We start from the raw sequence: 25,817 nt of genomic DNA, 5'->3' as shown, positions 1-25,817 counted from the left end.
GTAAACCTGAGGTTTAGCCTCTAGGGTGCCACAATCACACAACTTACTCGTTGCGTGTTATCAAAAGAGGGACATTCACCTGTAACAGAGACAAAGAAGCCCGCGCTAAACGGGCTCTCTGTGTTATTTGATGGGCACGCCTGCATTCTCCAGCGCTTCAGCCTTTTCGGGATATAACTCCGACGTTCCGGCATTCATAATCACCGCTCCACAGCGGATGCAGTGATCGCCCTTCACATCTGGCACAACGTCCTCCGGATTACCCGTATTAAGACTGACGTCGCGCGTGGCGTACACAAACGCCTCTCCTTCACATCCCGGACACTTCATACCATGACTCTCCTGTTAAGCCTGTCAGATAAGCATAGCCGACGGGCTTTTAGCCATACACAGGAGGAGAGGTTTTTCAGGATATTGCCAGCTCATAAGCGCCATCACTCTTTGTGCCGCAGCCGCTCCAGCATAATCAGTGAATGACTGAAGATGGCGTCGGCGATGTGCTGCGGGAAATCGGGCGGCAAGGCATCGCGCACCGAGACCACTGCCTGGGGAAAGGCCTTAATAAAGAAGTCGAAGATCTGCTGCAAACTGTCACGATCAAAACTGACGCTTTTTGCCGTGGCGATAAAATGGCGCGGGAAGATTTTATCGATTTCTGTCTTCTTCCCCTTAGTGGCACGCAGACCCATCGCCAGTTTCAGCGCTCGCTTGTTCAGACCGGTGCCGCCCAGTACCGGGTAAGCGGAGATCACATCATAAAAGGGAGTCAGTCGATAACTGCCACCGCGCTCAATAAACAGTGAGAAGTTCTTGGCGTGACCGTCAGTTGCGCCAATCAGCCACTGAAACACCTGGAACATCATAAAGCGATAGCGATCTTCGATGGCGTTGCTCGATCCCATCAGTATCTGCATGATCTCCACAATGCCCGGCCCGCCATCCGACTCATATTTGGTTGAAGATGGCAGTCCCAGCGCCTGACAGAAATCCTCCTGCGGCAGGCGAATCAACCGGGTTTTATCGCGTGACCAGCGGCGGTCGAAACGTTCTACCGCCAGGGCGCGCATCTGTCCGGCACGAATAATCGTTGCCTGTGGCACGTCGATACCGAGTGCACGGGCCAGCGCCAGACAGAGATACTCATTCTCCACACTTTCACGCATATCCAGCGTCGCGGCCGGCTGTTTAATCTCTCCGATCGGCAGCTTAATGATGTGCGAGGTGGGCGTGGCACCGGCAGGAATGCTCCAGCCTTCATCGGTCAGCAGCAGTGCGGTTTTCTCCTGCGCCCCCGCGACCGAGATACGGAAATCGGTCTCTTCACGCAGCATCCCCAGCGGGATATCTGACTGATAGGCCGACAGCACGCTTTCGAGCCGGGTTTCATCCAGCACTTCATAGCGGGCCTGCAGTGCGGGCAGTGGCATATCGGGCGGCAGCAGCATAGTCGCCCCGACGCTGTCACGTCCCACTTCCTGCAACAGATCAAACGGCTGACGGGATTTAATCTGGTAACGCGCCACGATTCTGTCGCGAATCAATGGGCTATCCGGCAGCAGGTTATCGAAGAAGTTAATCACGGCGTGTGAGGTGAGAGCCTTTACCTGCAACGGCATCGAAAGTGACAGCGGCCTGGAGAGCGGATTACTCAGCCAGCCGGTATCATACTGAAACTCATGAGCGCCGTTTCGCTGGCGGGTGAGTACGCCTACCCGCTCGCCGTTCATCCACGCAATCAGCCTTTGCATTACCACTCATCCTCATCATGCAGCTGAGGCGCACCGGCCTCCTCTTTCTCCTGAACTTCCAGACTCAGCTCCAGCGACTGTAACAGCTTAAACAGCGTTGCCAGCGAGGTACTGTCAGGGGCATTTTCAAAGTGAGAGATGGTGGCCTGTTTCAGGCCGACCTTTTTCGCCAGCTCACTCTGGGTCCAGCCATTACGCTGACGAATGAGCTTTAGCCGGTTTGCCAGCTGTAGCGGGCTGTATATCATGGGGTGGCTCCTTCTGGATCACAGGCTGTAAGCATAGCGCAGGGGCATTATCCCCGACAGGGTATAAAACAGCTTTTACCCCCTGAAGGGGATAACAATTACTTTATACCCTATAGCGGATAATCGCACAATTATCCTTTGCAGGGGATAAGCCGGAACCACGAATAAAAGAGGACGAGGATGAGCACATTTACCCTTACCCATCAGGTCAACGACGACGATCGGGAAGAGTTGCTGGCAGGACTGGGGGCTTACAACCGGCAATTTATCAGCCGCGATAACTGGGGACCGCTGTCGGTTTCTCACAGGGACGAACAGGGAATGTTGCGCGGGGGAGTGATCGCCGCACGCAAAGGAAACTGGCTCTGTATCGATTATCTCTGGGTGGACGAAACGCTCCGTGGCAGTGGTCTGGGCAGCGCACTGCTGGAAGCCGCAGAGCAGGAGGCGGGAAAGATGGGATGTCTCTATGCGCTGGTGGATACCTTTAGTTTTCAGGCCCTGCCGTTTTATCAGAAACAGGGTTATCAGCCGCAGATGTCCCTGCCCGATTTTCCGCAAACCGGTATGCAGCGTCACTATCTGACCAAAACGCTACGGCCAAAAGCATCACGCTGACCACAGTACCATCAGCGTGACAGGGTCACATAATTATAAACCGGCAATGCGCCGCAGATCCGCTTCGGCACCCGGTGCCACGGCCAGAACCTGCGCGCCTTTAGTGATGCGATCGCCTTCGGTGTTAAACGGGTGGTACCAGCCGCCCGCTTCTTTTACCAGGCAGTAACCCGCCAGGCAATCCCAGGCGTGCATATAGGGTTCGTAATAACCCACGACCCGACCGGCGGCAACCCAGGCCAGCATTAGTGCGCCGGAACCAATACGGATAAAGTTACCGCCTGCCGACAATAGTGCTGCCACAATCTCGCCTACCTGCTGCGGGCTGACATAACTGTTGGCACCAAAACCGGTAACGTGGTTTTGCAGCGTGCGTGTGGGATCGACCTGCAGACGATGACCGTTGAGCGTCGCGCCCTGCCCCAGTGCCGCCACGTAGCACTCCTGATAGGTCGGCGCGAAAATCACCCCGATGACCGGCACATCGCCGCGCAGTACCGCGACGGAAACACACCAGCTCGGCATCCCATTGAGAAACGGGCTGGTGCCATCGATTGGATCAACCACCCAGGTGTAGTCAGACTCTCCCACCTGCAGTCCCGACTCCTCACCCAGAAAGCCATCATCGGGAAACGCATCCCGTATACGGCTGGCGATAAGCTGCTCCACTTCACGGTCAGCAATCGACACCACATCCTGCAAATCGTACTTGGTCTCCACCACCAGCGTCTCGCGACGGTTGAAGTAAGATAACGCCGTCGCGCCACCTTCACGGGCAACGGCTTCCGCTAAAGCCAGACGCGCCATTATTTCATCATGCGATTCCATGCGAACTCCTTGAGTTAGTCAGATTAACGGGCAATCAGGGCAAGGCCCTGCGGCTTAAAGTTGACGCCAACTGTGGTGGCGAGCGGCAGACGCTGTTCCATCTGCGGATCGATAATGAACAGCGCGCCCAGTTCGGTGGCAACTTCATATTCGATATGGTCACCTAGCCAGGTGCTGTGAATGACCTCCCCCTGCAGCGCCCCCTGACCGTCGCCGGACAACGTAATAAACTGCGGTCGCACCGCCAGCTGAGCACTGCCGGTTTTTGCACCGGCACCTCGTACCCGGAAGCGCTGATTACCCAGGCGGACCAGCGCGTCATCCGCATCCGCCTCTTCCACTTCACAGGGCAGAATGTTCGCCTCCCCCATGAAGTCCGCGATAAAGACCGAATTGGGTGAATGGTAAAGCGTCTCCGGCGCACCCTGCTGGGCAATATCCCCCTCTTTCATGACAATAATCTTATCGGAGACCGCCAGCGCCTCCTCCTGGTCATGGGTCACATAAACCGCCGTAAACCCGAGCCGCTGCTGCAGATCGCGGATGTCGGTGCGCACCCGACGGCGCAGACGCTCATCAAGGTTCGATAGCGGCTCATCAAGCAGCAGCACCTGCGGTTCCAGCACCAGCGCGCGGGCGACCGCAATACGCTGCTGCTGTCCGCCAGAGAGCTCCGACGGCAGCCGCTGCCCCTGACTTTCCAGACCCACCAGCTTCAGCCCCTCGCGCGCCCTGTCCTGCGCCTCGCGTTTGTTCATGCCCGAGGAAAGCAGCCCGTAGAGAATATTGTCGATGGCGTTCATATGGGGAAACAGCGCGTAGGACTGAAACACCATCGCCACGTCGCGCTCGTTGGCGGGCAGATGGGTGACATCTTTGCCGCCAATCAGAATCCGCCCTGCGGTGGGATGCTCCAGCCCGGCCAGCAGTCGCAGCGTAGTGGTCTTGCCGCAGCCGGACGGCCCGAGCAGCGTCACCAGCGTACCCGGCTCTACGGTGAGCGACAGATCCGGCACGGCAGTAAAACCGGCAAAACGCTTTGCGACATGTTCAAACACCACCGATCCGGCGTTAATGGTCGTCATACGGCTCTCTCCTGAGTCAGAGTGGATGCAGAGGGTGCGGCAATAATCACCGCCGGTTGGGTTGCACGGCGCAGGCGACGTTCGCCCACCAGCAGCTGGAAAAGGCCAATGATCAGCAGCATCACCACTATCAATACCGAGGAGTAGGCAATCGCCACGCCATACTCACCGTTCTCCACCAGCCCGACAATGTACGAGGTCGCCATGTTGTACTGGGCGCTGACCAGGAAAATCACCGCGCTGATAGAGGTAATGGCCCGCACAAAGGCGTACACCAGCGCGGCGCTGATGGCCGGTTTCAGCAGCGGCAGCACCACTTTACGCAGGGTACGGAAACTGTTTGCGCCCAGCGTCAGTGAGGCTTCATCCAGGCTTTTATCCAGCTGGCTCATCGCCGCAATACCACCACGCACGCCGACCGGCATATTACGGAAGACAAAGCAGGCGATCAGGATCATCGCGGTACCGGTGATCTCCAGCGGCGGCAGGTTATACGCCATCACATAGCTCACACCAATCACCGTGCCGGGAATGGCAAAGCTCAGCATCAGCATGAATTCAAAGGTCTGACGACCGGCAAACTTCTGTCGCACAATCAGCCAGGCGGTCAGCAGTCCGACAATGGCCGTGAGCGGCGCGGCGATCAGGGCGATCTCCAGCGTGGTCCAGAAAGAGCTCCAGGCGACGCCGCTCCAGACCAGTTGTCCCTGATTAACGCTGACGCTAAAGGCGCGGATGTAGTGATCCAGCGTCAGGTTGTTATTCAGCCCCCAGGACTGCACAAAGCCGCCAATCATGATCATGCCGTAGATCACCAGGGTGAACAGACCCCAGGGTATTACCATGCCATAGACGCTGTAGCGCACCGGACGCGGCAGCATCACATGACGGCCGCCGTCGCCTTTGCCGGTGACAGTGGCGAAGCTTTTGCCGGAGAGCCACACGCGCTGCACCAGAAAAGCGGCCAGGGTGAAGCCCAACAGGATCATCGCCAGCACCGCCGCGCGACTCGGGTCGTTCTGTGCGCCAACCACGGAGAAGAAGATCTCCGTCGACAGCACGCCGTGACTCCCGCCCAGCACCATCGGGTTACCGAAATCGGCCATGCTTTCGATAAAGCTGATTAAGAAGGCGTTGGCCAGCCCCGGCGCCATCAGCGGCAGCGAGATGCGGGAGAAAGTGCGCCAGCGGCTGGCACGCAGGGTCTGTGACGCCTCTTCCAGTGACGGACTGACGCCCTCGACCACGCCAATCAGCACCAGAAAGGCGATGGGGGTAAAGGAGAGCACCTGGGCAATCCAGATGCCGGTCATGCCATAGAGCCAGCGGCCCGGCTCGATGCCGAACAGCGTCGCCAGCGATTCGGTGACCACGCCAGAGCGGCCAAACAGCAGGATCAGCGCCAGACCGATGACAAACGGCGGCGTGATAATCGGCAGAATGGTCAGCATCCGCAGCGCTTTTTTACACGGCAGCGAGGTGCGCGTCGCCGCCAGTGCAAACGCCAGTCCCAGCAGCGTAGCGCCACTGGCCGTCATCAGCGCCAGTCCCAGCGTGCGCCAGGCGGTGCCGCAGGTGCCACCGGTAAAACAGCCGAGGCTCCAGATGGCGGGATCCTGCATATTGGCAATCAGTCCGTCAGGTTTAAAACTGCCATCAATATCCTGCACCGAGGCGACAAACAGGCTCAGCACCGGATAGAGCACAAAGGTCGTGACCAGCGCCACCAGCAGCACAATCGACGCCACCACAAAGGCATCGCCTTTCAGCACGCCGCGCTCCGCCAGGGCAAAGGCGAAAATCAGCAAAAATATGGTCAGCAGCAGCAGCGCGCCCGCGCCCATCGCCGGTTGCCCCTGCGCCAGCGGGCCGGTGAGGTTCTCCAGCCATAACCAGTTCCAGCCACTGAAACCGATGGCATGCCCTTCCAGCACCAGAAACAGAATGCCGCAGGTGCTGAACAGCAGCAGCAGCGTGCTGCGGGTGCGGCCCGGGGGCAGAAAGGCGCTGCCAGCACAGAGCAGCCACAGCGCCACGGCGATGCCCAGCCAGCTGTGTAACGCGAGCTGCCCCAGCGCAGGCGCATTGGTCTCATCACCCCATAAGCTGAACAGCCAGTCACCCGAGAAGAAGCCCTGCTCCAGGCTATACCAGGGCAGCAGCGTCAGCGCGCTGGCGCCCGCCAGCAGCGCGCCGGTTAAGCGACGATTGTGCGCATTCATAAATCACCTCAATCAGGAAGCGGACATCAGGCTTACGCCACCGCGGTCTGGCACAGACCCGGCTCAGGTGGCCGGGGCGCACCACCGTTATTGTGCGCTGGCACCAATCTCTTTATCCCAGCGGCCCAGCAGCGCTTTGCGTTTTGCTGAGTCACCATAGGTTTTAAAGTCATAATCGATCAGCCTGATGTTCTCGAAGCGCGGTGCATATTCAGAGATCTCCGCCTTGCGGTTAGAGGGCAGCTGGAACGATTTCGCCTCTTTCATATGCGACTGTGCTTTAGCGCTGAGCGCCCAGTCATACCAGGCTTTGGCATTGGCCAGGTTTCGTGCCCCTTTGATGATCGACATCGAACCTATTTCATAGCCAGTGCCTTCACAGGGCGCGACGGGCTTAATCGGGAAGCCATCTACTTCCATCGCGACGGCATCATGCATAAAGACAATGCCGATGGTGGTTTCACCGCGCGCGGCGGCTTTGACCGGAGCAGAGCCGGACTTGGTATATTGCGAGATGTTGGCGTTGAGCTTCTTCAGGTAGTCAAAGGCTTTGTCTTCGCCCATGATCTGCACCAGCGTCGCCAGGGTGTTATAGGCCGTGCCGGAAGAGTTGGGATTGGCGATCTGAATCTCGCCTTTAAAGCCAGGGTCGAGTAAATCCGCCCAGCAGGCAGGCACTTTCTGCTTTTTCTCCGCCAGCAGTCTGGTGTTATAGCCCCAGCCCAGCGCACCGGCATAAACGCCCACGGTGCGATAACCGGAGATCTCCGCCACTTTTTGTGACCAGGGCTGTTGCTGATCGAGCAGTGGCGATTTATAGGCCTGGGTCAGCCCCTCTTCGGCGGCCTGCATATGCGGATCGCCGGTACCGGCCCACCAGATATCGGTACGGGGATTGCGTGCCTCGCTGCGGATACGGGCATAGGCTTCACCGGCAGAGAGCCGCACCATGCTGAGTTTAATATCGGGATGGGACTGGCTGAACAGCGTGGTCATCTGTTCGCACACCACCACATCGGCTGAGCAGATCATATTAAGATTGCCCGCCGCCGAGGCAGCAAACGGCACTATAGGGCAGACGATTACAGCAGCGAGCAGAGAGGAATAACGCATGGTGTTCTCCTGGGCTGGATGACGCAGGCGCGCCAGCTTTTGCACATGTGTGCAAACATATGTGCAGATTAGTAAGGCGGCCCTGCTGCAGTGTCAATTCAGTTGTTAAGCAATTGTCAGTCGCTGTCACAAATTTGAAATCTTTCGCCCATCTGTATTTTTTGCACAGCCTTGCAACTTCAGGCAAACTCAGTGCAGACAATTTCAGGCGAGGAGAGAACATGCAGCAGCTAAAGGCGGTGGTGAGTGCGCAGGATGTGGCTGACCGGGCGGGCGTCTCCCGCTCAGCAGTCTCCCGCACCTTTACACCGGGGGCCAGCGTGTCAGATGCTACCCGTCAGCGGGTGATGAGAGCGGCGGAGGAACTGGGCTATCACGTCAATCATCTGGCGCGCGGCCTGGTGCGCAACCGCAGCGGCATCGTCTGCTTAATTGCCTCCGAGGTGGACACGCCCTACCGTGCCAGCCTGGTGCGCTGGATGACCCAGTATCTGCAGGAAGCGGGAAAAGTGGCGATGCTGATTAACACTGACCGATCCGATGCGCGCGTTTCCGCCGCGCTGCAGCAGGCGATTAATTTTCGCGCCGACGCATCGATTATTCTCTCCGGCATGCCGGACAGCGGTATCACCCGACTCTGCTACAAACATGGTCAGCATCTGGTGCTGATTAACCGCGACGAATCCCTGCCCGGCACGCTCAGTATCAACCTCGACTCCCGCCCCGCCGCAGAAATGGCGGTTAACGCGTTTGTGCGGGCGGGATGCAGCCGCATCGCCTTTGTCAATTCGCTGGCGGGAACGCCGAGTCTGCTGAAGCGCGAAGCGGATTTTCTGGCCGCCGCGCAGAAAGTGGGCGTCACGGTCCAGGTGGAGCGGTTCGGCACCACCTCTTACGAAAGCGGCCAGATTCTGGCCCAGCGTCTGCTGACGCGTAAAGTTCGCCCTGATGCGGTGTACTGTGCCACCGACCTGCTCGCCTGCGGCTTTATGGATGAGGCGCGTCACCGCTTTGCGCTGCGTATTCCGGACGATCTCTGCATCATCGGACACGATAATATCGCGCAGTCGGGCTGGGCCTCTTACAACCTCACGACCTTTGCACAGCCGGTGGAGCAATTCGCCCGCGATGCCATTGCCTGGCTGGTAGAGACGGAAGCGCAACCGGAGACGCTGATGCCCAAAAATGAACAGCAGCAGGAGCGGAGAATATATCCGGCAGATGTGGTCTGGCGCGGTTCGGTACGCGGCGGTTAACCGCCCTTTTTTATTTTCTTCCGCTATGTAATTACGCCCTGAAATAATCCACAACCGATCTTACGCTTCGCTTTAAATATCCCGCCCCTGCACTGAAAAATAATCGGACGCTACTGCACAGTGTTCCGATTTTCTGTCTACGCTTTATCTGCATTATTAAGTTCTTCTGGTTTTAACTGCTCAATGAATCAGCAGTCAGATGTGACAAATATCACATTTGTGCCAGGCTTAATGTCTCAGATAACTCTGTTCAAGGAGCATACAATGGCTACACCAACTAACAAGACGCTCGATCTGGATCAATTTCCTAAACCTCCTTTTGAGGATCAGCCACAACAGGCGCCAGGCCTGGCCAGCAAAATGATCCCGGTTCCCGACCACGGTGAAACCAGCTATCGCGGCACGGGCCGACTGACCGGCCGCAAGGCGCTGATCACCGGCGGTGACTCCGGTATTGGCCGCGCGGTGGCTATCGCTTATGCCCGTGAAGGCGCAGATGTGGTGATTAACTACCTGCCGGAAGAACAGCCCGACGCCGATGAAGTGATTAAATTAATCGAAGCGGAAGGCCGTAAAGTTTTTGCTATTCCGGGCGACATTCGTTCTGAAGAATTCTGTCAGCAGCTGGTCAAAGAGGCAGCCGATAAATTAGGTGGCCTGGATATTCTGGTTAATAACGCCGGTCGTCAGCAATTTAATGAGTCCATCCGGACCCTGAGTACGGAAGATTTTGACGCAACGTTTAAAACCAACGTTTATGCGATGTTCTGGATCACCAAAGCGGCGCTGGAATATCTGCCACGCGGTGCGTCCATTATTAATACCTCGTCCGTACAGGCGTTTAAACCCAGCGATATTCTGCTCGACTATGCGCAGACCAAAGCGGCCATCGTCGCCTTTACCAAATCCCTGGCGAAGCAGCTGGGTGGCGACGGTATCCGGGTTAATGCCGTTGCACCAGGACCGTACTGGACCGTGCTGCAGTCCAGCGGCGGACAGCCGATGGAGAAAGTGAAGCAGTTTGGTGCCGATACACCGATGGGCCGTCCGGGCCAGCCGGTTGAGATCGCCCCACTCTACGTTACCCTGGCCTCAACCGAGAGCAGTTACTCCTCCGGGCAGGTCTGGTGTTCTGATGGCGGCACCGGTACGCTGTAATCTCACTCAGGTGGCCGCATAACGCGGCCATTTTTTTGTCCCGCTTTTGCCCCGCTTAAGAAACTTCGCCACCGTGATATAAGGAAGCAGATTATGGAAAACCCGATCTTTCATTCGCCGGTCAGAAAAGAGGGCTTTGCGGGCCTGGGTGATTATGCCGCCATTGGTGAAGGCCGTTCTGTTGCGCTGATTGCGCCGGACGGTTCAATTGACTGGTGGTGCGCGCCCAATCTCGACGCAAAGCCCCTGTTTGATCGCCTGCTTGATGCCGGACTCGGTGGTTACTTCCAGATTGTCCCGCGTGCGCCTTATCAGGTCTCACGCCGCTACCGCGATAACAGCAATGTGCTGGAGACCCGCTTCGAAACCCGTGACGGCACCGTGCTGCTGACCGAATCGATTAACAGCACGCTGGCGGGCCGTCTGCCCTGGTGCGAACTGGCTCGCCGCATAGAGGGTGTCAGCGGTGAAGTGGAATTAGCGATCACCCTGCGCTTCGGCACCGCCGCCGAAACCCGTTCACCGTGGGTGGCCGATAATGAGAAAGGCAAGGTGTTTCACATCGCGGAGATCATGGCGATGTTGCGAACCAGCGAAGATATTCAGATCACAGAGCTGGATGACGAGCAGGTCTGCGCTACGCTGCGTACCTATGCCGGTTCCCGCTCGCTCTGCGCGCTGCTGGTGACCGAGAAAGAGCCACTGGCGGTGCCGCCGCTGGAGGCTATCGATCAGCGGATTGAAACCAGCCACACCGGCTGGACCAGCTGGGTGGAGAGCCTGAGTTATGAGGGCCGCTACCCGACGCTGGTGAAGCGCTCTGCCCTGTCGCTGAAGTTTCTCTGGTACTCCCCGACCGGCGCACTGGCTGCTGCTGCCACCACCTCCCTGCCGGAGGGGATCGGCGGCGAGAAAAATTATGATTACCGCTACGCCTGGGTGCGCGACGCCTGCCTGATTATTAAAGCCTTCGTCTATCTCGGAGCGCTGGAAGATTGTAAGGCGGCCTTTTCCTGGCTGTCGCAGACCATCATGCGCCATGGCGTCAGGCTGCGCGCCTGCTATGCCCTGAATGGTGATGAGGTCCCCGCTGAGCGTTATCCGCCGCTGAGCGGCTATCAGAACTCTCAGCCCGTGCGGGTCGGCAATAATGCCCGCGACCAGTTGCAGCTCAGTATGTATGGCGACATGCTGGTGACAGCCCAGCATTTTATCGAGGCGGGACACGTGCTGGATATCACCACCTCGCGCATGCTGGGCGAGCTGGCGAACTGCTGCGCCGATCACTGGCGGCAGAAGGATTGCGGCATCTGGGAGCTACCGGAGCTGCAACACTACACCCACTCCAAAATGGCCTGCTGGATGGCGCTGGATCGGGCGGTGGCGCTGGCAGAAAGCCAGCATATCGAACCGACCTGGCTGGGACGCTGGCAGCGGGAACGTGACCGTATCCGCGACTGGATTGAGTCTCACTGCTGGTCAGAGCAACAGCAGGCTTATCTCTTTTACGCCGGCAGTGACGATCGCCTCGACGCGTCGCTGGCGCTGGTTCACAGCTACGGCAACGCGGTCAATCCGCAGCGGATGATCTCGACCTACCGTGCTATCCGGCAAAAACTGGGTGACGGCAGCGCCATGCTCTATCGCTACAGCGGGGTAAGAGAAGAAGAGAGTACCTTTCTCGCCTGCGCCTTCTGGCTGGTGGAAGCCTGGGCAGAGATGGGTGAGGCGGATGAGGCAGAACAGGCGATGCAGGAGATCCTGGCTACGCTGAACGGCCACGGTAACGTCGATATCTTCAATGAGATGTATGACGTCCGCAGCCAGAGCTGGCGCGGCAATATGCCACAGGGGCTGAGTCATCTGGCGCTGATCTGCGCGGCGCAGGCGCTAGCGGGATCGCAGGCCCCAGCGTGATGTGAGATGTTGCGCTTAGGAAAGTGGCGAATCCGTGCCCTACTGCAGCCTGAAACGCGGATCGAAGAAAAATGGCTCCACCACCACCTTACTGATGATGCCAGCCGCTGCCGGATGACGGGGATTGAACAGCGCATTCCACTCACCGGTCAGCGTGCTCGGCACCTTCAGCACCAGGCCGTTATCCGGGCTGGCAAGCCAGTCGTCACCGATCTGCCGTGTGGACGATGGCGCAGGATCGGCCTGCCAGTCATCGGGGAGTGCCGCCAGCGAGAGCTCGGTAATCAGCGATTCAGGGACGCTAATCGACAGCATTGAGTAGTCGTGTGACAGATCCTGAATGGTGAGATGAACCAGCGCCTCAAGTACACAGAGCGCCCGGCTTGATCCCATATAGACACAGACCGTTCCCACGGAATTCCAGCGCCCCCCGTAAGTGCGGGCACCAAAACCATCAAAGGCGGTTATCGCATACTCACTCTTCACCAGGCGAAAGAAACGTACTGCCATCAGGTAATCACGCCATGCTCAAGCTGGCCAATCAGGTTAATCACCGCTTCTGCACCCGCCACCGTGGTGGTCATCTCCGCCGGTTTCTTACCGCCCAGCGCTTTGGCGGGCGTTTCCAGCCACTGCACCAGACGCTGCCTGTCGTCGCGGAACAGTTTACTGGCGGCAGAGAGGACGCGGATCAGCATGTAGATCCGTCCGCTCTGATCGGGCGAAAAGGTCTGCTGCGGATCTTTGACTTTGCGGTTGTAGGTGGTGCGATCAATGCCCGCCAGACGGCACAGCCAGCCCTCGTCAAAAGTAGACAACGACGCCGTGCGTTTCAGCACGCCGCTGCTGAACCCTACCGCAATACGCTGGTGCGCATCAGGCAGTGTTTCCGGCAGATTCAGAGCATGCAGCAGCGAATTGTCGCGACGATGCTGAGCGGGTGTGTAGATGGCGATAGACATAGCAGCCTCCTGTTCATTTGATTTTTATTTTAGCGCAAATGAACAGGCGGTGCCAGCTTTACCCCGTCGCTTAGCAAGCGTGATGCCTGTTACTCAGGCTTCTCCTGCTGTAACGCCTGCAGAATCTGCCACGCCGCCTTTATACGCAGCGGATTAGGGTAATTCTTGTTGGCGAGTATCACGACGCCGCTGTTCCTCTCAGGAATAAAGGCGATATAGGCACCAAAACCATTGGTTGCACCGGTTTTATGCACCCAGCTGGCGCTCTGCGATGGCCCGACCGGATTGAGCAGCGTTGCCGGGCGGGGTTGCAGCGCAACTCCATTATCGCTGTCGCCCATCAGCGTATCGGCAGTCACCGGCCAGTCGTAGATCTCCCAGCCCAGTCCCTGAAACAAAGTGCCGACTTTGAAGTAGCGCGCCTGCGCGGTGCGAATGGCATTACGCAGCACGGCATTACCCGAAGAGAGGCGGTTAGGATCCACATTTGCCTGCATAAAGGTGAGCATGTCACGCGCAGTGGATTTAACGCCGTAGGCTTCTGCATCCAGCATGCCGGGTGAGACCCGTACCGGCTGGCCATTTTTATAGCCCCAGGCGTAGTCCAGCATCATCGAGGGCGGCACGGTGATATAGGTGCGCGTCAGACGCAGTGGCTGAAACACATTTCGCGCCATCGCCTGCTCATAATCGCCCTTCACCATCAGCGAACCAAACAGACCGATGCTGGCGTTAGAGTACTGCCGGAGCGTGCCGGGCGCTGCCTCTGGCTGCCATTCCTGATAGAAACGCAGCAGCGAAGCCTGATCGGTGACGTCATCCGGCAACTGTAAAGGCAGGCCGCCCGCGGTATAGGTCGCCAGATGCAGCATCCGCACCGGACGCCACTGCTCACCGGTCAGCTGCGGCCAGTACTTTTGCACCGGATCGTTAAGGCGTATTTCGCCGTTGCGGATCATGACGCCGGCCAGGGTACCAGTAAAGGTTTTGCTCACTGACCCCAGCTCAAACAGCGTGTTTTCCGTGACCCGGCGGCGTGATTCGAGATCGGCCACGCCGAAGTTCACAAACTGCGCCCGGCCTTTGTAAAGCACCGCCACCGACATGCCGGGGATCTCCTGCTGCTCCATCAGCGGTTCGATCGCGGCTTTAACCAGAGAAGTAACCTGCTGTGAAGAGAGATCGGCGGCGACACAGCTGGCAGAAAGAGAGAATAACGCGAGATAAAACAAAGACTTTTTCATTGGCAACTAAGGGATTCTTCACTCAATTAAATTATTTACACTGGTCGGCACAGGCCTGCACGCACATCTGAGCCTGAGAACTGCAGCCACCGTTTTCCCGGGTGTTGCAGTGCGATTGTTCTGTGTAGCAGTTGGTCTGACAGGCGGAGACATCGCAGCGGGCAGCGACGGGCGTCAGCTGTGCCAGGGGCGCGCGGGCCGGAAAAAGCGGTGCGGGCTGAGCGAAGGCGCTGCTGCCCAGTAATCCGGACAGCAGCAGGCTGATGATCATTTTCATAAGAGTTCTCCAGAGGGACGCTGCACTAAGTATGGCCAGTCTGGCGCGCCACGTCAGAGAAATCTAATCAAATTGAGACCACAGGGGGATGTTGAGTGACATTAATCACGCCACGGCTGTAGATATCGTTGAGCCGGGCAATGTAACGCTGGGTGTCATGCTGATCTTTGATGCGCAGAATCGCCGCCTCACCTTTCTCCTGCAGCATCTCAGGACGTTCGATAATGGCGAGCAGTATCGATTTCAGCCCCTCCACCAGCGACTGGCGTAGCTGCGTTTTCTGCTCTGGCGAGGTAATACTGTACTCACGGTCAGCGTTAAGCGGACTCGCAATCACCCAGCCTGCGCTGGCAGGATTAATCTCTGGCAACGCGCGCACGTTGCTGGTGATCACCGGGCAGCCGTTAGCCTGCATCTCCAGTACCGAGAAACCGTACGTCTCCTGCCAGGTTGGTAGCAGTCCGGCATCGCTCTGGCGGAACAGCTGCATCAGGGCGCCGTTATCCATCTGTGAATGATGCGTGAAGCAGCGATAGCGTTTGATGCGGTTCTCAATGCCACTATAGAACGTCTCATCATCCTGGAACTGGCGGTGCGCCACGTTACGACGCTTGGCGAGATCGCCAATCAGCTGCACATCCAGCTGCGACTCTTCCAGTTTGCGCTCTTCAATCAGCTCACTGATCGCCAGCACGACTTCAGCCCCGCCTTTGCGGTAGAACTCGTTACCGGCAAAGGTCAGTTTCAGAATACCGGGCTGACGCGGCGTTTTCTGCTGGACAAACAGCTTCTGCGGCGGATGCAGCACCAGGGTTTTACGGCGGATTTGCTGGGCAATATCCGGCCTGAACAGTTTCATCTGAATGTTCAGGGTGGCATCTGAGATGGCAATCAACCCCAGGCAGTTATCTTTTAACAGATAAGGAATGAGGCGTTTCAGCTCGGGGTTGTCCTGCTTGGCGACGCCCGCCACCGGCAGCACACGCGGCAGCTCCGTTTCAAACGACGCGACCCACTTCTGATGGGTTATCGCCACTTCATTGAACAGATGCAGGATGTCAGCCCGCGATGCCCCTGAAAAAGGCACAGGCTGAAAGACAAAGGTTTTATTTTTTTTGAGCAATCGGGTTCGTAGCGGGTTAATAAAGTAGAACAGATTGCTCTTTTTCAGATTGATATATTCGTTATCCGGATTAACTAAGATATTACGCTGTTCCGGATACTGGTTATTCGTGATTCCAATTTTCATGTTCGCCTTCCAGAGTCCTTGTGTCCGGAGTGATCTATATCACGTGATCGTGACTGGCGGGTCTGAGCAATATCCTAAAAGCCCGTAATGACGCGGCCTGAACGCTTTTGCTAATGATTGCGCACGGTGCTAAAACAGACACAGTTGTGTCTGGTTATGAATTTGCATTTTTTATTAACAGGTGTGTTTAACTGTGTCAGGCTAACCCCTTATTGAATATAACGATTATTTCCCGGGAAATATTCGCGCCAGTTGTTATGTAAATGTTTAATTAATTGTCAGGAATATTAGCGAAGCGGATGAGGATTTTAGTTAATAACTTTTAAAGTAATAAGAATGACCATGCTGAAAAGTGCCCGGCGCGTTTCACTGGCTGATGATTAACACAGACACAGACGGGCGGTAATGAAACAAATTATGCAGTACGGTTATAGCCGCACCCTTTTTGCACGCCCGTTTGCCACAATTCAGTGCAACTGATTAAGAGGAAGGCGGGAGTCATGTGCCCCCCATTATACATTAAGCCTATGATTTACATTGTTATTTATATGAAACTCTCTACCACCATCTCTCTGGTACAAAAGTTGCAGGAAGTGACGTATGCAGACAGGAGAGCATTATGAAAGCAATCGTGATTGGTGGCGGTATAGGCGGCATGAGTAGTGCCATTGCGCTGGAGAAATCCGGAATTGACGTTGAGGTCTTTGAAGCCGTAAAGGAGATGAAGCCCGTCGGCGCGGCGATTTCCATCTGGCCCAACGGGGTTAAATGCCTGAATGCGCTGGGCATGAAAACCGCGCTGCGTGAGCTGGGCGGGAACATGGCCTATATGGCCTATCACGATGGCACCACCGGCGCGCCCCTGACCCGCTTCAGTATGGCGCCGCTGGTGCAGCAGGTTGGCGAATATCCCTGTCCGGTGGCGCGGGCAGAACTGCAGGCGATGCTGATTGATACCTTCGGGCGTGAACGGGTGCAGTTTGGTAAGCGGGTGATCCAGGTCGAGCAGACCGGCAGTGGCGTGATTGCCACCTTTTCCGACAACACTCAGGCCACCGGCGATTTCCTGATTGCCGCCGATGGCACCCATTCGGTGATCCGCGAGTATGTGCTGGAGCAGAAGCTTGAACGACGTTACGCCGGTTACGTTAACTGGAATGGCCTGGTCACTATAGATGAGAGGATTGCGCCCGCCGATCAGTGGACCACCTTTGTCGGTGACGGCAAGCGGGTGTCGCTGATGCCGGTCAGCGGCAATCGATTCTACTTCTTCTTTGATGTGCCGCTGCCGAAGGGACTGCCGCAGGATCGCAGTACGGTGAAAACGGACTTAACCGGTTATTTTCAGGGCTGGGCGGAGCCGGTACAGCAGCTGATCGCGGCAATCAATCCTGACACCACCAATCGGGTTGAGATCCACGACATTGAACCTTTCAGCTGCTTTGTTAAAGGACGAGTGGCCCTGCTGGGCGATGCCGCCCACAGCACCACGCCCGATATCGGCCAGGGCGGCTGCGCGGCGATGGAAGATGCCGTGGTATTGGCCTCGACGCTGGCTTCTCATTCACTGGGTATTGAAGATGCACTGCTGCGCTATCAGGCGCGACGGGTTGAACGGGTAAAAGATCTGGTACTGAAAGCGCGCAAACGCTGTGACGTCACCCATGCGCGCGATCCGGCAATCACGGCAGAATGGTATGACTCTCTGAAAAGCGAAACCGGTGAACGGGTGCTGGCCGGAATGTGCGAAACCATTGAAGGTGGCCCGCTGGGTTAACACGAATAAAACCGGGCTGCCAGCGCGACCAGCGCGTGACAGCCCGTTCTGCTATGAATCCGCCAGACCACGATTTTTCAGCATGGGCTCCAGCTGCGGAGGCCCGCCCCGCCAGCTTTCATACAGTGTTTTAAGATCGCTGCTGTTCCCCCGCGACAGAATTTTCTGTCGGAAGAGGTCACCGTTCTCACGCGTCAGTCCGCCCTGTTCCGCAAACCACTGATAGCCATCGTCGGCGAGCATCTGCGTCCAGATATAGGCGTAATAACCTGCTGCATAGCCACCGCCCCAGATGTGCTGGAAATAGCTTGAGCGATAGCGCGGCGGCACCGCCGTCAGCGCCAGATTATCGCTCTGTAACGCCTGCTGCTCGAATCCCTCCACGCTTTGCGGCGCGGAATCACGGTTAAGGCTGTGCCAGTGCAGATCCAGCAGCGCGGCAGCCAGCAGCTCGCTCATCTCGTAGCCTTTGTTGAACGTGGCGGCCCGGACGATTTTTTCATGCAGCTCAGCGGGCATCAGCGCCTGAGTCTGATAGTGGCGAGCGTAGTTGCGGAACACCGCTGTCTCGCTGGCCCAGTGCTCGTTGATCTGCGAAGGAAACTCGACGAAATCGCGCGGGGTTTCCGTTCCCGACAGGCTCGGATAGCGCTGGCTGGCAAACAGACCGTGCAGCGTGTGACCGAACTCGTGAAACATCGTGATGACGTCGTCCCAGCTCAGCAGCGCCGGTTCACCGGCTGGCGGTTTGGTGTAGTTACAGACGTTGTAGATCACCGGTTTGCTGTCGAGCAGCGTAGACTGGTTGACGAAGTTGCTCATCCAGGCACCGCCGCCTTTGCTGTCGCGCTTAAAAAAGTCGGTGTAAAACAGCGCCAGCGGGGTCTCATCGGCGTCAAAAATCTCATAGACCTGGACGTCGGGATGATAAACCGGCAGATCCTGTCGCGGCGTGAAACGGATGCCATAGAGCTGCGTCGCCGCCCAGAACACGCCATTCTGCAGCACCGAATTCAGTTCAAAGTAGGGCTTAATCTGGCTCTCATCCAGATCGTAACGGGCACGCCGCACCTGTTCGGCATAAAAACGCCAGTCCCAGGCCTGCAGGGTAAAATCGCCCTGCTGCTGGTCGATGGTCTGCTGGATAGCCGCCGCTTCACGCTCCGCACGACTGCGCGCGGCAGGCACGATGTTATGCATAAACGCCAGCGCCGCCTTAGGCGTTTTGGCCATCTGATCCTGTAACTTCCACTCGGCATAGCTGGCAAATCCCAGCAGCCGCGCCTGCTCCGCCCTGACCTGCGCCAGACGTAATACCAGCTCGCGGGTGTCGTTCTCATCGCCTTTTTCAGTGCGCGTGACGCCCGCCTTAAACAGCGCTTCACGGGTTGCGCGATCGGCCAGGCTCTGTAGTGCGGGTTGCTGGGTGGTGTTTTGCAGCACCAGCAGCCAGCGCTTTTCCAGTCCGCGTGCCTGCGCTTCCGCCTGCGCCACCGCCAGATCGGCCGGTGAGAGTCCCGCCAGCTTCTGCAGATCATCGACGACCAGCCCGCCCGCTTTAGTGGCGGCCAGCAATTTGTTGGTGAAGCGGGTACCGAGGCGGGCCGCTTCCTGATTCAGTGTCTTGAGCTGCTGTTTCTGCGCTTCCGGCAGATTAGCCCCCGCCAGTTGAAAGCGCTGCCAGATCACCTCAACCAGCCGTTTTGATTCAGCATCCAGTTTAGCGCGCTGCAGATAGACCGCATCGAGCCGCGAAAACAGCGGGCGGTTAAGCATGATGTCATCGTTGAGCGCGGTGAGCTGAGGCGCAATTTCCTCATCCACCTGCTGCAGATACGGGCTGGTATGCGCCGAGGTCATGGCACTGAACACCAGATTCACCCGGTTGAGCAGTTGTCCGCTCCTCTCCAGCGCCTCATAAGTGTTGAAAAAGCTGGGCGCGTCGCTGTTCAGTGCGATCGCCTCGATCTCCTGACGCTTCTCCTCAATGCCCGCCTGCAGCGCGGGCAGAAAATCCTGCTCCTCAATCTGGTCAAAAGGAGGAGTCTGGTAAGGCAGTGTGCTGACGCTAAAGAAGGGATTCTGACGGGCGTTCATGGTTCGCTCCTGGTGGGCATCGCAAAGTCTTATCCTGACAGGTTGCCGCGCAGGCGACAACTCAGGCGACGTGCTGCTGATAAACGCTGATGATTTCACCGGCAATCGCCACCGCAATCTCGGCGGGCAGCTTGCCTTTGACGTCCGGCAGGCCAATCGGACAGCGCAGCCGCGCCAGCGGTTCGCTCGCGACGCCCTTGCCCGCCAGCCTGTAGCGGAAACGCTGGTTTTTCGTTTCAGAACCGATCACCCCGGCATAGCGGAAATCGCCGCGCTTCAGCACCGCCTCGCACAGTTCGAAGTCGAGGGGATGATGATGGGTCATGATGATGAAGTAGCTGCCTGCGGGTGCCTGTGCTACGCAGTCGAGCGGATCGTCCGGCTGCAGCGTCACCACGCCAGCGGGAACGTGGCTGAACTGCGCCGGACGGCTATCGATCCAGTTTATGTGACAGGGTAACGTTGACAGCAGATTGACCAGGGCCTGTCCCACATGGCCTGCGCCAAAAAGGTAGATCTCCGGCTGCGCCTGCAGCAGCGGCTCAAACAGCAGCGTGGTTTTGCCGCCACAGCACTGGCCAAGCCGAGCGCCCAGGCTGAAATCCTCGGTGTGTGGCGCAGTCGCCCCACTCTGCAACATCGCCCTGGCCTGGGCGATGCACTCAAACTCCAGATGACCGCCACCGATGGTGAGATAACTCTCCTGCTGCGTCACCACCATTTTGCTGCCGCTGTCGCGCGGCACCGAACCGTGCTCACTGAGCACGGTGATTAATACGCAGCTCTGACGTTTTTCACGCAGCTGATGCAGCACGCCAATCCAGTCATGATAAATCATCAACCCCTCCCGCCAGGCGTTGCACGCCCCAGAAGATGCGCTCCGGCGTGGCGGGCGCATCCAGCAGTGGGTGCTGCCGGTAATCGGAGACGCTGGCGACCGCATCCTGCAGGGCACACCAGGCGGCGATGCCCAGCATAAACGGCGGTTCACCTACGGCCTTGGAGTGGAACACCGTGTCTTTAGGGTTTTTACGGTTCTCCACCAGCGTGACCCGCAGGTCCGCCGGAACGTCGCTGATGGCGGGAATTTTGTAGCTCGCCGGTCCATCGGTCAGCAGCTGGCCTTTATCACTCCACACCAGCTCTTCGCAGGTAAGCCAGCCGACGCCCTGAATAAAGCCACCTTCAACCTGGCCGATGTCGATGGCCGGATTCAGCGAGGCGCCGACGTCATGCAAAATGTCGGCACGCAGCAGGCGGGATTCGCCGGTCAGAGTATCAATCACCACTTCACAGCAGGCTGCACCGTAAGCGTAGTAATAGAACGGCGTCCCGCGTCCCGCGACCCGGTCGTAATGAATCCCCGGCACGCGGTAGTAGCCGGTGGCGGAGAGCGGCACCTGATTCAGCCACGCCAGCTTCGCCACCTCGGCGAAGGTGTAATGTTTATCTCCGGCGCGCACTACCCCGTTGCGGAAGCTCACCGCCGACGCGTCGCACTGGTGTAGCTCGCAGAGCATGGCGGTCATGCGGTCGCGCAGGATCTCTGCACCATTCTGCGCCGCTTTGCCATTGAGGTCAGCCCCGCTGGAGGCCGCGGTTGGCGAGGTGTTGGGCACTTTGCCGGTGTCGGTGGCGGTGATCTGAATTTTATCGATCTCAATCTGCAGCACTTCGGCGACAATCTGAATCACCTTGGTGTTCAGGCCCTGGCCCATCTCGGTGCCGCCGTGGTTAAGCTGCACCGTGCCGTCGGTGTAGATCAGGATCAGCGCCCCCGCCTGATTGAGAAAGCTGGAGGTAAAGGAGATGCCGAATTTCACCGGCGTCAGCGCCAGACCGCGTTTCAGCAGCGGACTGCGGGCATTAAACGCCTTAATCTCCGCGCGGCGAGCCTGATAGTCGCTGCTCTGCTCCAGCTGTTCGGTAATCTCATCCAGCAGGTTATCCTCTACCTGCTGGTGGTAATGGGTGATGTTGCGATCCTGCTTGCCATAGTAGTTACGCTTGCGCAGCGCCAGCGGATCCAGCCCGCGCTCACGGGCGATGTGATCCATGATCTGTTCAATCGCCACCATGCCCTGTGGCCCGCCAAAACCCCGATAGGCGGTGTTCGAGGCGGTGTTCGTGCGGCAGCGATAGCCGGTTACCCGCGCATCCCCGAGGTAATAGGCGTTATCAGCGTGGAACATGGCACGATCGACAATCGATCCGCTAAGATCCAGCGAATAACCGCAGTTTCCGGCCAGATCGATTTTGATGCCGCACAGACGCCCATCCTCTTCAACGCCCGCTTCGTAGCGCACAAAGAACGGATGGCGTTTGCCGGTGACGCGCATATCGTCGCGACGTGAAAGCCGCATCTTCGCTGCCCGGCCGGTCTGGCGCGCCACGATGGCGCAGAGACAGGCGACACCGGCCGCCTGCGTCTCTTTACCACCAAAGCCACCGCCCATCCGGCGCATATCTATCGTCACCTGATTCAGGCTGATGCCCATCACTTCCGCCACCAGTTTCTGCACTTCGGTGGGGTTCTGGGTTGATGAGAAGACCTGCAACTGCTGATCTTCACCGGGAATAACCATTGCCGTCTGGGTTTCCAGATAGAAATGCTCCTGGCCGCCAATGTGAAACGCCCCACTGACCCGATGCGGCGCACGCGCCAGGGCCGCTTCCACATCACCGCGCTGGTGAATGTGAGGTTCCTGCACAAAGCTGCCCTGAGCCAGCGCCTGTTCCACATCCAGCAGCGGTTCCAGCACCTCATATTCAATTACCGCAGCGTCCGCGCCAAGACGGGCAGCTTCGGGGGATTCCGCCGCCACCGCGATCACGATCTGTCCCAGATACTCTACTTTGTCATGGGCCAGCAGCGGGTCGCCCGGCTCCAGCGGCCCGACATCATTGATGCCCGGCACATCCTGCCAGGTCAGGACGCTGACGACGCCGGGAACGGCATAACAGGGCTGCACATCAATATGCAGGATGCGCGCATGAGCATACTCACTCAGGCGCGGACAGAGATGCAGCAGACCCGGCAGCTCCGGCTTATCGTCAATAAAACGCGCCTCGCCGGAGACATGTTTTTCCGCGCTCTCATGGCGGTTACTGCGACCGACGCCGCTCTGTAAATCAGCGGCATACTGCGCCTTAATGACCTCTTCGTTGAGTTCAGGACGGTTATGAGACATAGCGGGCCACCTCAATACAGGTTATTTCGCCGTTGTGGCGATGCCAGTAGCGGCGCAGCAGGTTGCGCGCGACCTGCAGACGATAGTCACTGCTGGCGCGGAAATCGGAGAGCGGCTGGAAATCCTCTGCCAGCGCCGCGGCAGCGCGTGACACCGTCACGGAATTCAGTGGCTGACCGATGAATGCCTGTTCACAGTGACGGGCACGCTGCGGTGTGGCCGCCATGCCACCAAAGGCGATGCGGGCACTGCTGACCACGCCCTGTTCAATCTGCAGATTAAAGGCGGCGAACACGGCTGAGATATCATCGTCCAGCCGTTTGGACACTTTCCAGGCCACAAAATCAGGTGACACCGTCACCTTATCGATGCGAATGGCGCGAATAAACTCCCCTTTTTCGAGCCGGGTCTGGCGATAGCCGGTAAAGAACTGATCCAGCGGCAGGCTGCGCTGCTGCTCACCGCGCTGTAACAACAGGCTGGCGTTCAGGGCCAGCAGCGCCGGCGAGGCGTCGCCAATGGGGGAAGCGTTACCGATGTTGCCACCTAATGTGCCTTGCAGACGAATTTGCAGCGAGGCAAAGCGTTGCAGCATCGCGCTGACGCCGGGAATGCGGCTGGCAAGAAATTCGCTGACCTGCTGCAGCGAAGCCCCTGCGCCCAGCAGGTAATGGTCATCAAATTCGCTGCAGACTTTAAGCGCGGCAACCTGCTCCAGCGCAATCAGCAACGGTATTCTTTTATGCTGCTGGGTAATCTGCAGGCTGAGATCGGTGCCACCGGCAATCAGCCTCGCCTCGGGATGTGCCAGATAGATCGCCGCCAGCTGAGCCGGAGTTTTGGGCAGGAAGCAACGGCGGCCCTCACCCCCTAATTCCTGCATCTCCGGGGTTGCCAGCGCCTCAAGCCGCTGCACGGTTGCGGCGGCACCTTGATCGAACTGGTCTGTCACCGGCTGCGAGCAGAGCTGTTCGGCGGCGGCCATAATCGGCCGGTAACCGGTGCAGCGGCAGAGGTTGCCCGCCAGCGCAGTTTCCGCCTGATGGCGATCCCAGCCCGAAGCGGTTTTTTGCAGGCTGAACAGCGACATCACAAAGCCCGGCGTGCAGAATCCGCATTGCGAGCCGTGACAGTCGACCATCGCCTGCTGCGCCGGATGCAGTGCGCGGCCGTGACGCAGATCCTCAACCGTAATCAGCTGCTTGCCCTGTAACGCGGAGACCAGCGTCAGGCAGCTGTTGATCGTTTCATACTGCATTGTTCCCCCGACGGCTTTGCCCAGAGTCACGCTGCAGGCGCCACAGTCGCCAGATGCACAGCCCTCTTTGGTGCCAGGGCGTTGCTGACCGGTGCGCAGGTAGTTGAGTACCGTGAGGTTGGGGTCGAGCGCATTCTCGCTGACCAGCTGGTTATTTAACAGAAACTGGATCATGCGGCTTGCTCCTGTGCGTCGCGCTGCCAGACCGGACGACCGGCTACCCAGGTCTGGGCAATATTGCGGTCGTCGCCGAGCGTCATTAATACAAACAGTTTTTCCCAGATATCTTTGCTGTTGCCGATGCGCAGTTGCTGCAGGGCAGAAACCGCCGGGTCCAGCACCACAAAGTCTGCTTCTTTACCGATGTTGAAATTTCCGATGACGTGGTCGAGATCCAGCGCACGTGCCCCGCCCAGCGTGGCGTGATAAAAGGCTTCGGCCGCGCTGAGCCGGTAGTGCTGCAGCTGGCCCACCTTGTAGGCTTCGCCCAGGGTCTGCAGCATATTAAAGGTGGTGCCCGCGCCGACATCGGTGCCGATCCCCACTTTCACCCCCTGCTGCCAGCTGCGTTTCAGGTTAAACAGGCCACTGCCGAGAAACAGGTTTGAGGTGGGACAGAAAGCAATGGATGAATCGGTATCGTGCAGACACTGCCATTCGTTCTCTTCCAGATGCAGACAGTGAGCAAAGACGCTGCGGCGGCCGGTCAGCTGGTGATGATGATAAACATCCAGATAGCCTTCACGCTCCGGGAACAGTTCTTTGACCCAGGCGACCTCCTGCGGGTTTTCGCTGAGATGGGTATGCAGCCAGGTATCCGGGAACTCCTGACGCAGCTGCTGCACTTTTTCCAGCAGCTGTGGGGATGAGGTCGGCGCAAAGCGCGGCGTCAGGGCGTAGCTCAGGCGTCCGCGCTGGTGCCAGCGCTCAATCAGCGCCCGGGTCTGCTGGTAGCTCTGTTCAGGGGTTTCGATCAGGTTGTCGGGCGCATTGCGATCCATCATCACTTTCCCGGCAATCAGCCGCATGTTCAGCGCTTCGGCGGCGCTGAACAGCGCCTCCACCGATTGCGGATGGACGGTGCCAAACACCAGCGCGCTGGTGGTGCCGTTGGAAAGCAGCTGATGCAGGAAGAAGGCGGACATCCGCGCAGCATGATCGGGACAGTGATACTGCGCTTCAACCGGGAAGGTGTAGTGATTCAGCCACTCCAGCAGCTGTTCGCCAAATGCGCCAATCATCTCTGTCTGCGGATAGTGAATGTGGGTATCGACAAAGCCCGGCACGATCAGTCTGCCGCGCAGGTCGATGACCGGATGCCCCGCCAGCATCGCCTCGCTATTCTCCCAGCTATCCAGCCCCACTACGCATCCATCACGCAGCAGCAGCACCGCATCCTCAAGATAGCGGGCCTGGCCGGCCAGGTCGTCGGGACGATCCACCACGCCGGTAAAGTCAAAGAAGCTGGCGCGTATCGCCGTGTCGGTTGCTGAAAGCATGGGTAGTCCTTTCTGAAAGCGCGATGTTATATCTGCAGATGATTATCTGAATAATACTGTGCAACCTGCG

General features: G+C 58.1%; 22 protein-coding genes. 5 read left to right on the top strand and 17 right to left on the bottom strand.

The window, feature by feature from the left end; all coding sequences use genetic code 11:
- Positions 1-123 precede the first annotated feature (123 nt).
- The 3 genes from AFL22_RS19080 to hipB all read right to left on the bottom strand — a co-directional run bounded on the left by AFL22_RS19080 (position 124) and on the right by hipB (position 1,996).
- Positions 124-330, bottom strand: coding sequence for a type II toxin-antitoxin system MqsA family antitoxin (locus AFL22_RS19080; RefSeq protein ID WP_010244885.1), 207 nt, complete (start codon positions 328-330; stop codon positions 124-126).
- Positions 331-434: 104 nt separating this feature from the next.
- Positions 435-1,748: a type II toxin-antitoxin system HipA family toxin gene (locus AFL22_RS19075; RefSeq protein ID WP_052271940.1), complete on the bottom strand. Its 1,314-nt coding sequence runs from the start codon at positions 1,746-1,748 to the stop codon at positions 435-437.
- Positions 1,748-1,996, bottom strand: coding sequence for a type II toxin-antitoxin system antitoxin HipB (hipB, locus tag AFL22_RS19070; protein WP_010244879.1), 249 nt, complete (start codon positions 1,994-1,996; stop codon positions 1,748-1,750). The genes AFL22_RS19075 and hipB overlap by 1 nt, the downstream gene beginning before the upstream one ends.
- A 180-nt stretch (positions 1,997-2,176) precedes the next feature.
- On the opposite strand from hipB, the gene AFL22_RS19065 reads away from it, so the two are divergent.
- The gene (locus tag AFL22_RS19065; RefSeq protein ID WP_010244876.1) at positions 2,177-2,614 is read left to right on the top strand and encodes a GNAT family N-acetyltransferase; all 438 of its coding nucleotides are present in this window, start codon (positions 2,177-2,179) and stop codon (positions 2,612-2,614) included.
- A 33-nt stretch (positions 2,615-2,647) separates the two neighbouring features.
- On the opposite strand, the gene AFL22_RS19060 is transcribed toward AFL22_RS19065, so the two are convergent.
- The 4 genes from AFL22_RS19060 to AFL22_RS19045 all read right to left on the bottom strand — a co-directional run bounded on the left by AFL22_RS19060 (position 2,648) and on the right by AFL22_RS19045 (position 7,862).
- The gene (locus AFL22_RS19060) at positions 2,648-3,442 is read right to left on the bottom strand and encodes an inositol monophosphatase family protein (protein WP_010244873.1); all 795 of its coding nucleotides are present in this window, start codon (positions 3,440-3,442) and stop codon (positions 2,648-2,650) included.
- A 23-nt stretch (positions 3,443-3,465) separates the two neighbouring features.
- Entirely contained in the window at positions 3,466-4,527 is a 1,062-nt protein-coding gene (locus AFL22_RS19055) for an ABC transporter ATP-binding protein (RefSeq protein WP_033757668.1), read from the bottom strand.
- Positions 4,524-6,749 (bottom strand): iron ABC transporter permease, encoded by a 2,226-nt coding sequence (locus AFL22_RS19050; protein ID WP_022625640.1) that lies wholly within the window; start codon positions 6,747-6,749, stop codon positions 4,524-4,526. The genes AFL22_RS19055 and AFL22_RS19050 overlap by 4 nt, the downstream gene beginning before the upstream one ends.
- Before the next feature lie 87 nt (positions 6,750-6,836).
- The gene (locus AFL22_RS19045; protein WP_033779163.1) at positions 6,837-7,862 is read right to left on the bottom strand and encodes an ABC transporter substrate-binding protein; all 1,026 of its coding nucleotides are present in this window, start codon (positions 7,860-7,862) and stop codon (positions 6,837-6,839) included.
- 221 nt (positions 7,863-8,083) lie between these two features.
- Here AFL22_RS19045 and AFL22_RS19040 point away from each other — a divergent pair, with 221 nt between their 5' ends.
- The 3 genes from AFL22_RS19040 (at position 8,084) to AFL22_RS19030 (ending at position 12,193) form a co-directional block, all read left to right on the top strand.
- Entirely contained in the window at positions 8,084-9,118 is a 1,035-nt protein-coding gene (locus tag AFL22_RS19040) for a LacI family DNA-binding transcriptional regulator (protein ID WP_033779162.1), read from the top strand.
- Between the two features lie 264 nt (positions 9,119-9,382).
- Entirely contained in the window at positions 9,383-10,276 is an 894-nt protein-coding gene (locus AFL22_RS19035; protein WP_010244858.1) for an SDR family oxidoreductase, read from the top strand.
- A 93-nt stretch (positions 10,277-10,369) separates the two neighbouring features.
- Positions 10,370-12,193, top strand: a complete 1,824-nt coding sequence (locus AFL22_RS19030; RefSeq protein WP_052271939.1) for a glycoside hydrolase family 15 protein — start codon at positions 10,370-10,372, stop codon at positions 12,191-12,193.
- 39 nt (positions 12,194-12,232) lie between these two features.
- On the opposite strand, the gene AFL22_RS19025 is transcribed toward AFL22_RS19030, so the two are convergent.
- The 5 genes from AFL22_RS19025 to AFL22_RS19005 form a co-directional block, all read right to left on the bottom strand.
- The gene (locus AFL22_RS19025; RefSeq protein WP_033757682.1) at positions 12,233-12,703 is read right to left on the bottom strand and encodes an RES family NAD+ phosphorylase; all 471 of its coding nucleotides are present in this window, start codon (positions 12,701-12,703) and stop codon (positions 12,233-12,235) included.
- Positions 12,703-13,155, bottom strand: a complete 453-nt coding sequence (locus AFL22_RS19020; RefSeq protein ID WP_010244850.1) for an antitoxin Xre/MbcA/ParS toxin-binding domain-containing protein — start codon at positions 13,153-13,155, stop codon at positions 12,703-12,705. The genes AFL22_RS19025 and AFL22_RS19020 overlap by 1 nt, the downstream gene beginning before the upstream one ends.
- 89 nt (positions 13,156-13,244) lie before the next feature.
- Complete coding sequence (gene ampC, locus AFL22_RS19015) at positions 13,245-14,399, bottom strand: class C beta-lactamase (RefSeq protein ID WP_052271938.1); 1,155 nt, start codon at positions 14,397-14,399, stop codon at positions 13,245-13,247.
- Positions 14,400-14,430: 31 nt separating this feature from the next.
- Positions 14,431-14,676 (bottom strand): hypothetical protein, encoded by a 246-nt coding sequence (locus tag AFL22_RS19010; RefSeq protein WP_010670167.1) that lies wholly within the window; start codon positions 14,674-14,676, stop codon positions 14,431-14,433.
- Between the two features lie 67 nt (positions 14,677-14,743).
- A complete protein-coding gene (locus AFL22_RS19005; protein WP_052271937.1) occupies positions 14,744-15,925 on the bottom strand; it encodes a glycosyltransferase family 4 protein in 1,182 nt (393 codons plus the stop codon).
- Positions 15,926-16,544: 619 nt separating this feature from the next.
- Between AFL22_RS19005 and hpxO the strand changes: the two genes are divergently transcribed.
- Positions 16,545-17,702, top strand: coding sequence for an FAD-dependent urate hydroxylase HpxO (gene hpxO / locus AFL22_RS19000; RefSeq protein WP_052271936.1), 1,158 nt, complete (start codon positions 16,545-16,547; stop codon positions 17,700-17,702).
- 51 nt (positions 17,703-17,753) lie between these two features.
- Here the strand turns inward: hpxO and dcp are convergent, their stop codons facing one another.
- The 5 genes from dcp to guaD form a co-directional block, all read right to left on the bottom strand.
- Positions 17,754-19,799, bottom strand: coding sequence for a peptidyl-dipeptidase Dcp (gene dcp, locus AFL22_RS18995; RefSeq protein WP_052271935.1), 2,046 nt, complete (start codon positions 19,797-19,799; stop codon positions 17,754-17,756).
- Between the two features lie 61 nt (positions 19,800-19,860).
- Positions 19,861-20,637: a xanthine dehydrogenase accessory protein XdhC gene (gene xdhC / locus AFL22_RS18990; RefSeq protein WP_033757698.1), complete on the bottom strand. Its 777-nt coding sequence runs from the start codon at positions 20,635-20,637 to the stop codon at positions 19,861-19,863.
- Positions 20,624-22,990 (bottom strand): xanthine dehydrogenase molybdopterin binding subunit, encoded by a 2,367-nt coding sequence (xdhB, locus tag AFL22_RS18985; RefSeq protein ID WP_052271934.1) that lies wholly within the window; start codon positions 22,988-22,990, stop codon positions 20,624-20,626. Before xdhB ends, xdhC begins: the two co-directional genes overlap by 14 nt.
- The gene (xdhA, locus tag AFL22_RS18980; protein ID WP_052271933.1) at positions 22,980-24,422 is read right to left on the bottom strand and encodes a xanthine dehydrogenase small subunit; all 1,443 of its coding nucleotides are present in this window, start codon (positions 24,420-24,422) and stop codon (positions 22,980-22,982) included. Before xdhA ends, xdhB begins: the two co-directional genes overlap by 11 nt.
- Positions 24,419-25,747 (bottom strand): guanine deaminase, encoded by a 1,329-nt coding sequence (gene guaD, locus AFL22_RS18975; RefSeq protein WP_010244825.1) that lies wholly within the window; start codon positions 25,745-25,747, stop codon positions 24,419-24,421. Before guaD ends, xdhA begins: the two co-directional genes overlap by 4 nt.
- Positions 25,748-25,817: the final 70 nt, after the last annotated feature.

Source organism: Pantoea sp. CFSAN033090 (assembly GCF_001264395.1).
Lineage (GTDB): Bacteria > Pseudomonadota > Gammaproteobacteria > Enterobacterales > Enterobacteriaceae > Pantoea > Pantoea agglomerans.
The sequence above is the reverse complement of the archived record's forward strand: the minus strand, read 5'-3'. Positions and strand labels throughout refer to the sequence as shown.

Bases quoted from the DNA above. Each gene is read 5' to 3' on its own strand.
- AFL22_RS19080 (WP_010244885.1), bottom strand. From the start codon at position 330: ATGAAGTGTCCGGGATGTGAAGGAGAGGCGTTTGTGTACGCCACGCGC.
- AFL22_RS19075 (WP_052271940.1), bottom strand. From the start codon at position 1,748: ATGCAAAGGCTGATTGCGTGGATGAACGGCGAGCGGGTAGGCGTACTC.
- hipB (WP_010244879.1), bottom strand. From the start codon at position 1,996: ATGATATACAGCCCGCTACAGCTGGCAAACCGGCTAAAGCTCATTCGT.
- AFL22_RS19065 (WP_010244876.1), top strand. From the start codon at position 2,177: ATGAGCACATTTACCCTTACCCATCAGGTCAACGACGACGATCGGGAA.
- AFL22_RS19060 (WP_010244873.1), bottom strand. From the start codon at position 3,442: ATGGAATCGCATGATGAAATAATGGCGCGTCTGGCTTTAGCGGAAGCC.
- AFL22_RS19055 (WP_033757668.1), bottom strand. From the start codon at position 4,527: ATGACGACCATTAACGCCGGATCGGTGGTGTTTGAACATGTCGCAAAG.
- AFL22_RS19050 (WP_022625640.1), bottom strand. From the start codon at position 6,749: ATGAATGCGCACAATCGTCGCTTAACCGGCGCGCTGCTGGCGGGCGCC.
- AFL22_RS19045 (WP_033779163.1), bottom strand. From the start codon at position 7,862: ATGCGTTATTCCTCTCTGCTCGCTGCTGTAATCGTCTGCCCTATAGTG.
- AFL22_RS19040 (WP_033779162.1), top strand. From the start codon at position 8,084: ATGCAGCAGCTAAAGGCGGTGGTGAGTGCGCAGGATGTGGCTGACCGG.
- AFL22_RS19035 (WP_010244858.1), top strand. From the start codon at position 9,383: ATGGCTACACCAACTAACAAGACGCTCGATCTGGATCAATTTCCTAAA.
- AFL22_RS19030 (WP_052271939.1), top strand. From the start codon at position 10,370: ATGGAAAACCCGATCTTTCATTCGCCGGTCAGAAAAGAGGGCTTTGCG.
- AFL22_RS19025 (WP_033757682.1), bottom strand. From the start codon at position 12,703: ATGGCAGTACGTTTCTTTCGCCTGGTGAAGAGTGAGTATGCGATAACC.
- AFL22_RS19020 (WP_010244850.1), bottom strand. From the start codon at position 13,155: ATGTCTATCGCCATCTACACACCCGCTCAGCATCGTCGCGACAATTCG.
- ampC (WP_052271938.1), bottom strand. From the start codon at position 14,399: ATGAAAAAGTCTTTGTTTTATCTCGCGTTATTCTCTCTTTCTGCCAGC.
- AFL22_RS19010 (WP_010670167.1), bottom strand. From the start codon at position 14,676: ATGAAAATGATCATCAGCCTGCTGCTGTCCGGATTACTGGGCAGCAGC.
- AFL22_RS19005 (WP_052271937.1), bottom strand. From the start codon at position 15,925: ATGAAAATTGGAATCACGAATAACCAGTATCCGGAACAGCGTAATATC.
- hpxO (WP_052271936.1), top strand. From the start codon at position 16,545: ATGAAAGCAATCGTGATTGGTGGCGGTATAGGCGGCATGAGTAGTGCC.
- dcp (WP_052271935.1), bottom strand. From the start codon at position 19,799: ATGAACGCCCGTCAGAATCCCTTCTTTAGCGTCAGCACACTGCCTTAC.
- xdhC (WP_033757698.1), bottom strand. From the start codon at position 20,637: ATGATTTATCATGACTGGATTGGCGTGCTGCATCAGCTGCGTGAAAAA.
- xdhB (WP_052271934.1), bottom strand. From the start codon at position 22,990: ATGTCTCATAACCGTCCTGAACTCAACGAAGAGGTCATTAAGGCGCAG.
- xdhA (WP_052271933.1), bottom strand. From the start codon at position 24,422: ATGATCCAGTTTCTGTTAAATAACCAGCTGGTCAGCGAGAATGCGCTC.
- guaD (WP_010244825.1), bottom strand. From the start codon at position 25,747: ATGCTTTCAGCAACCGACACGGCGATACGCGCCAGCTTCTTTGACTTT.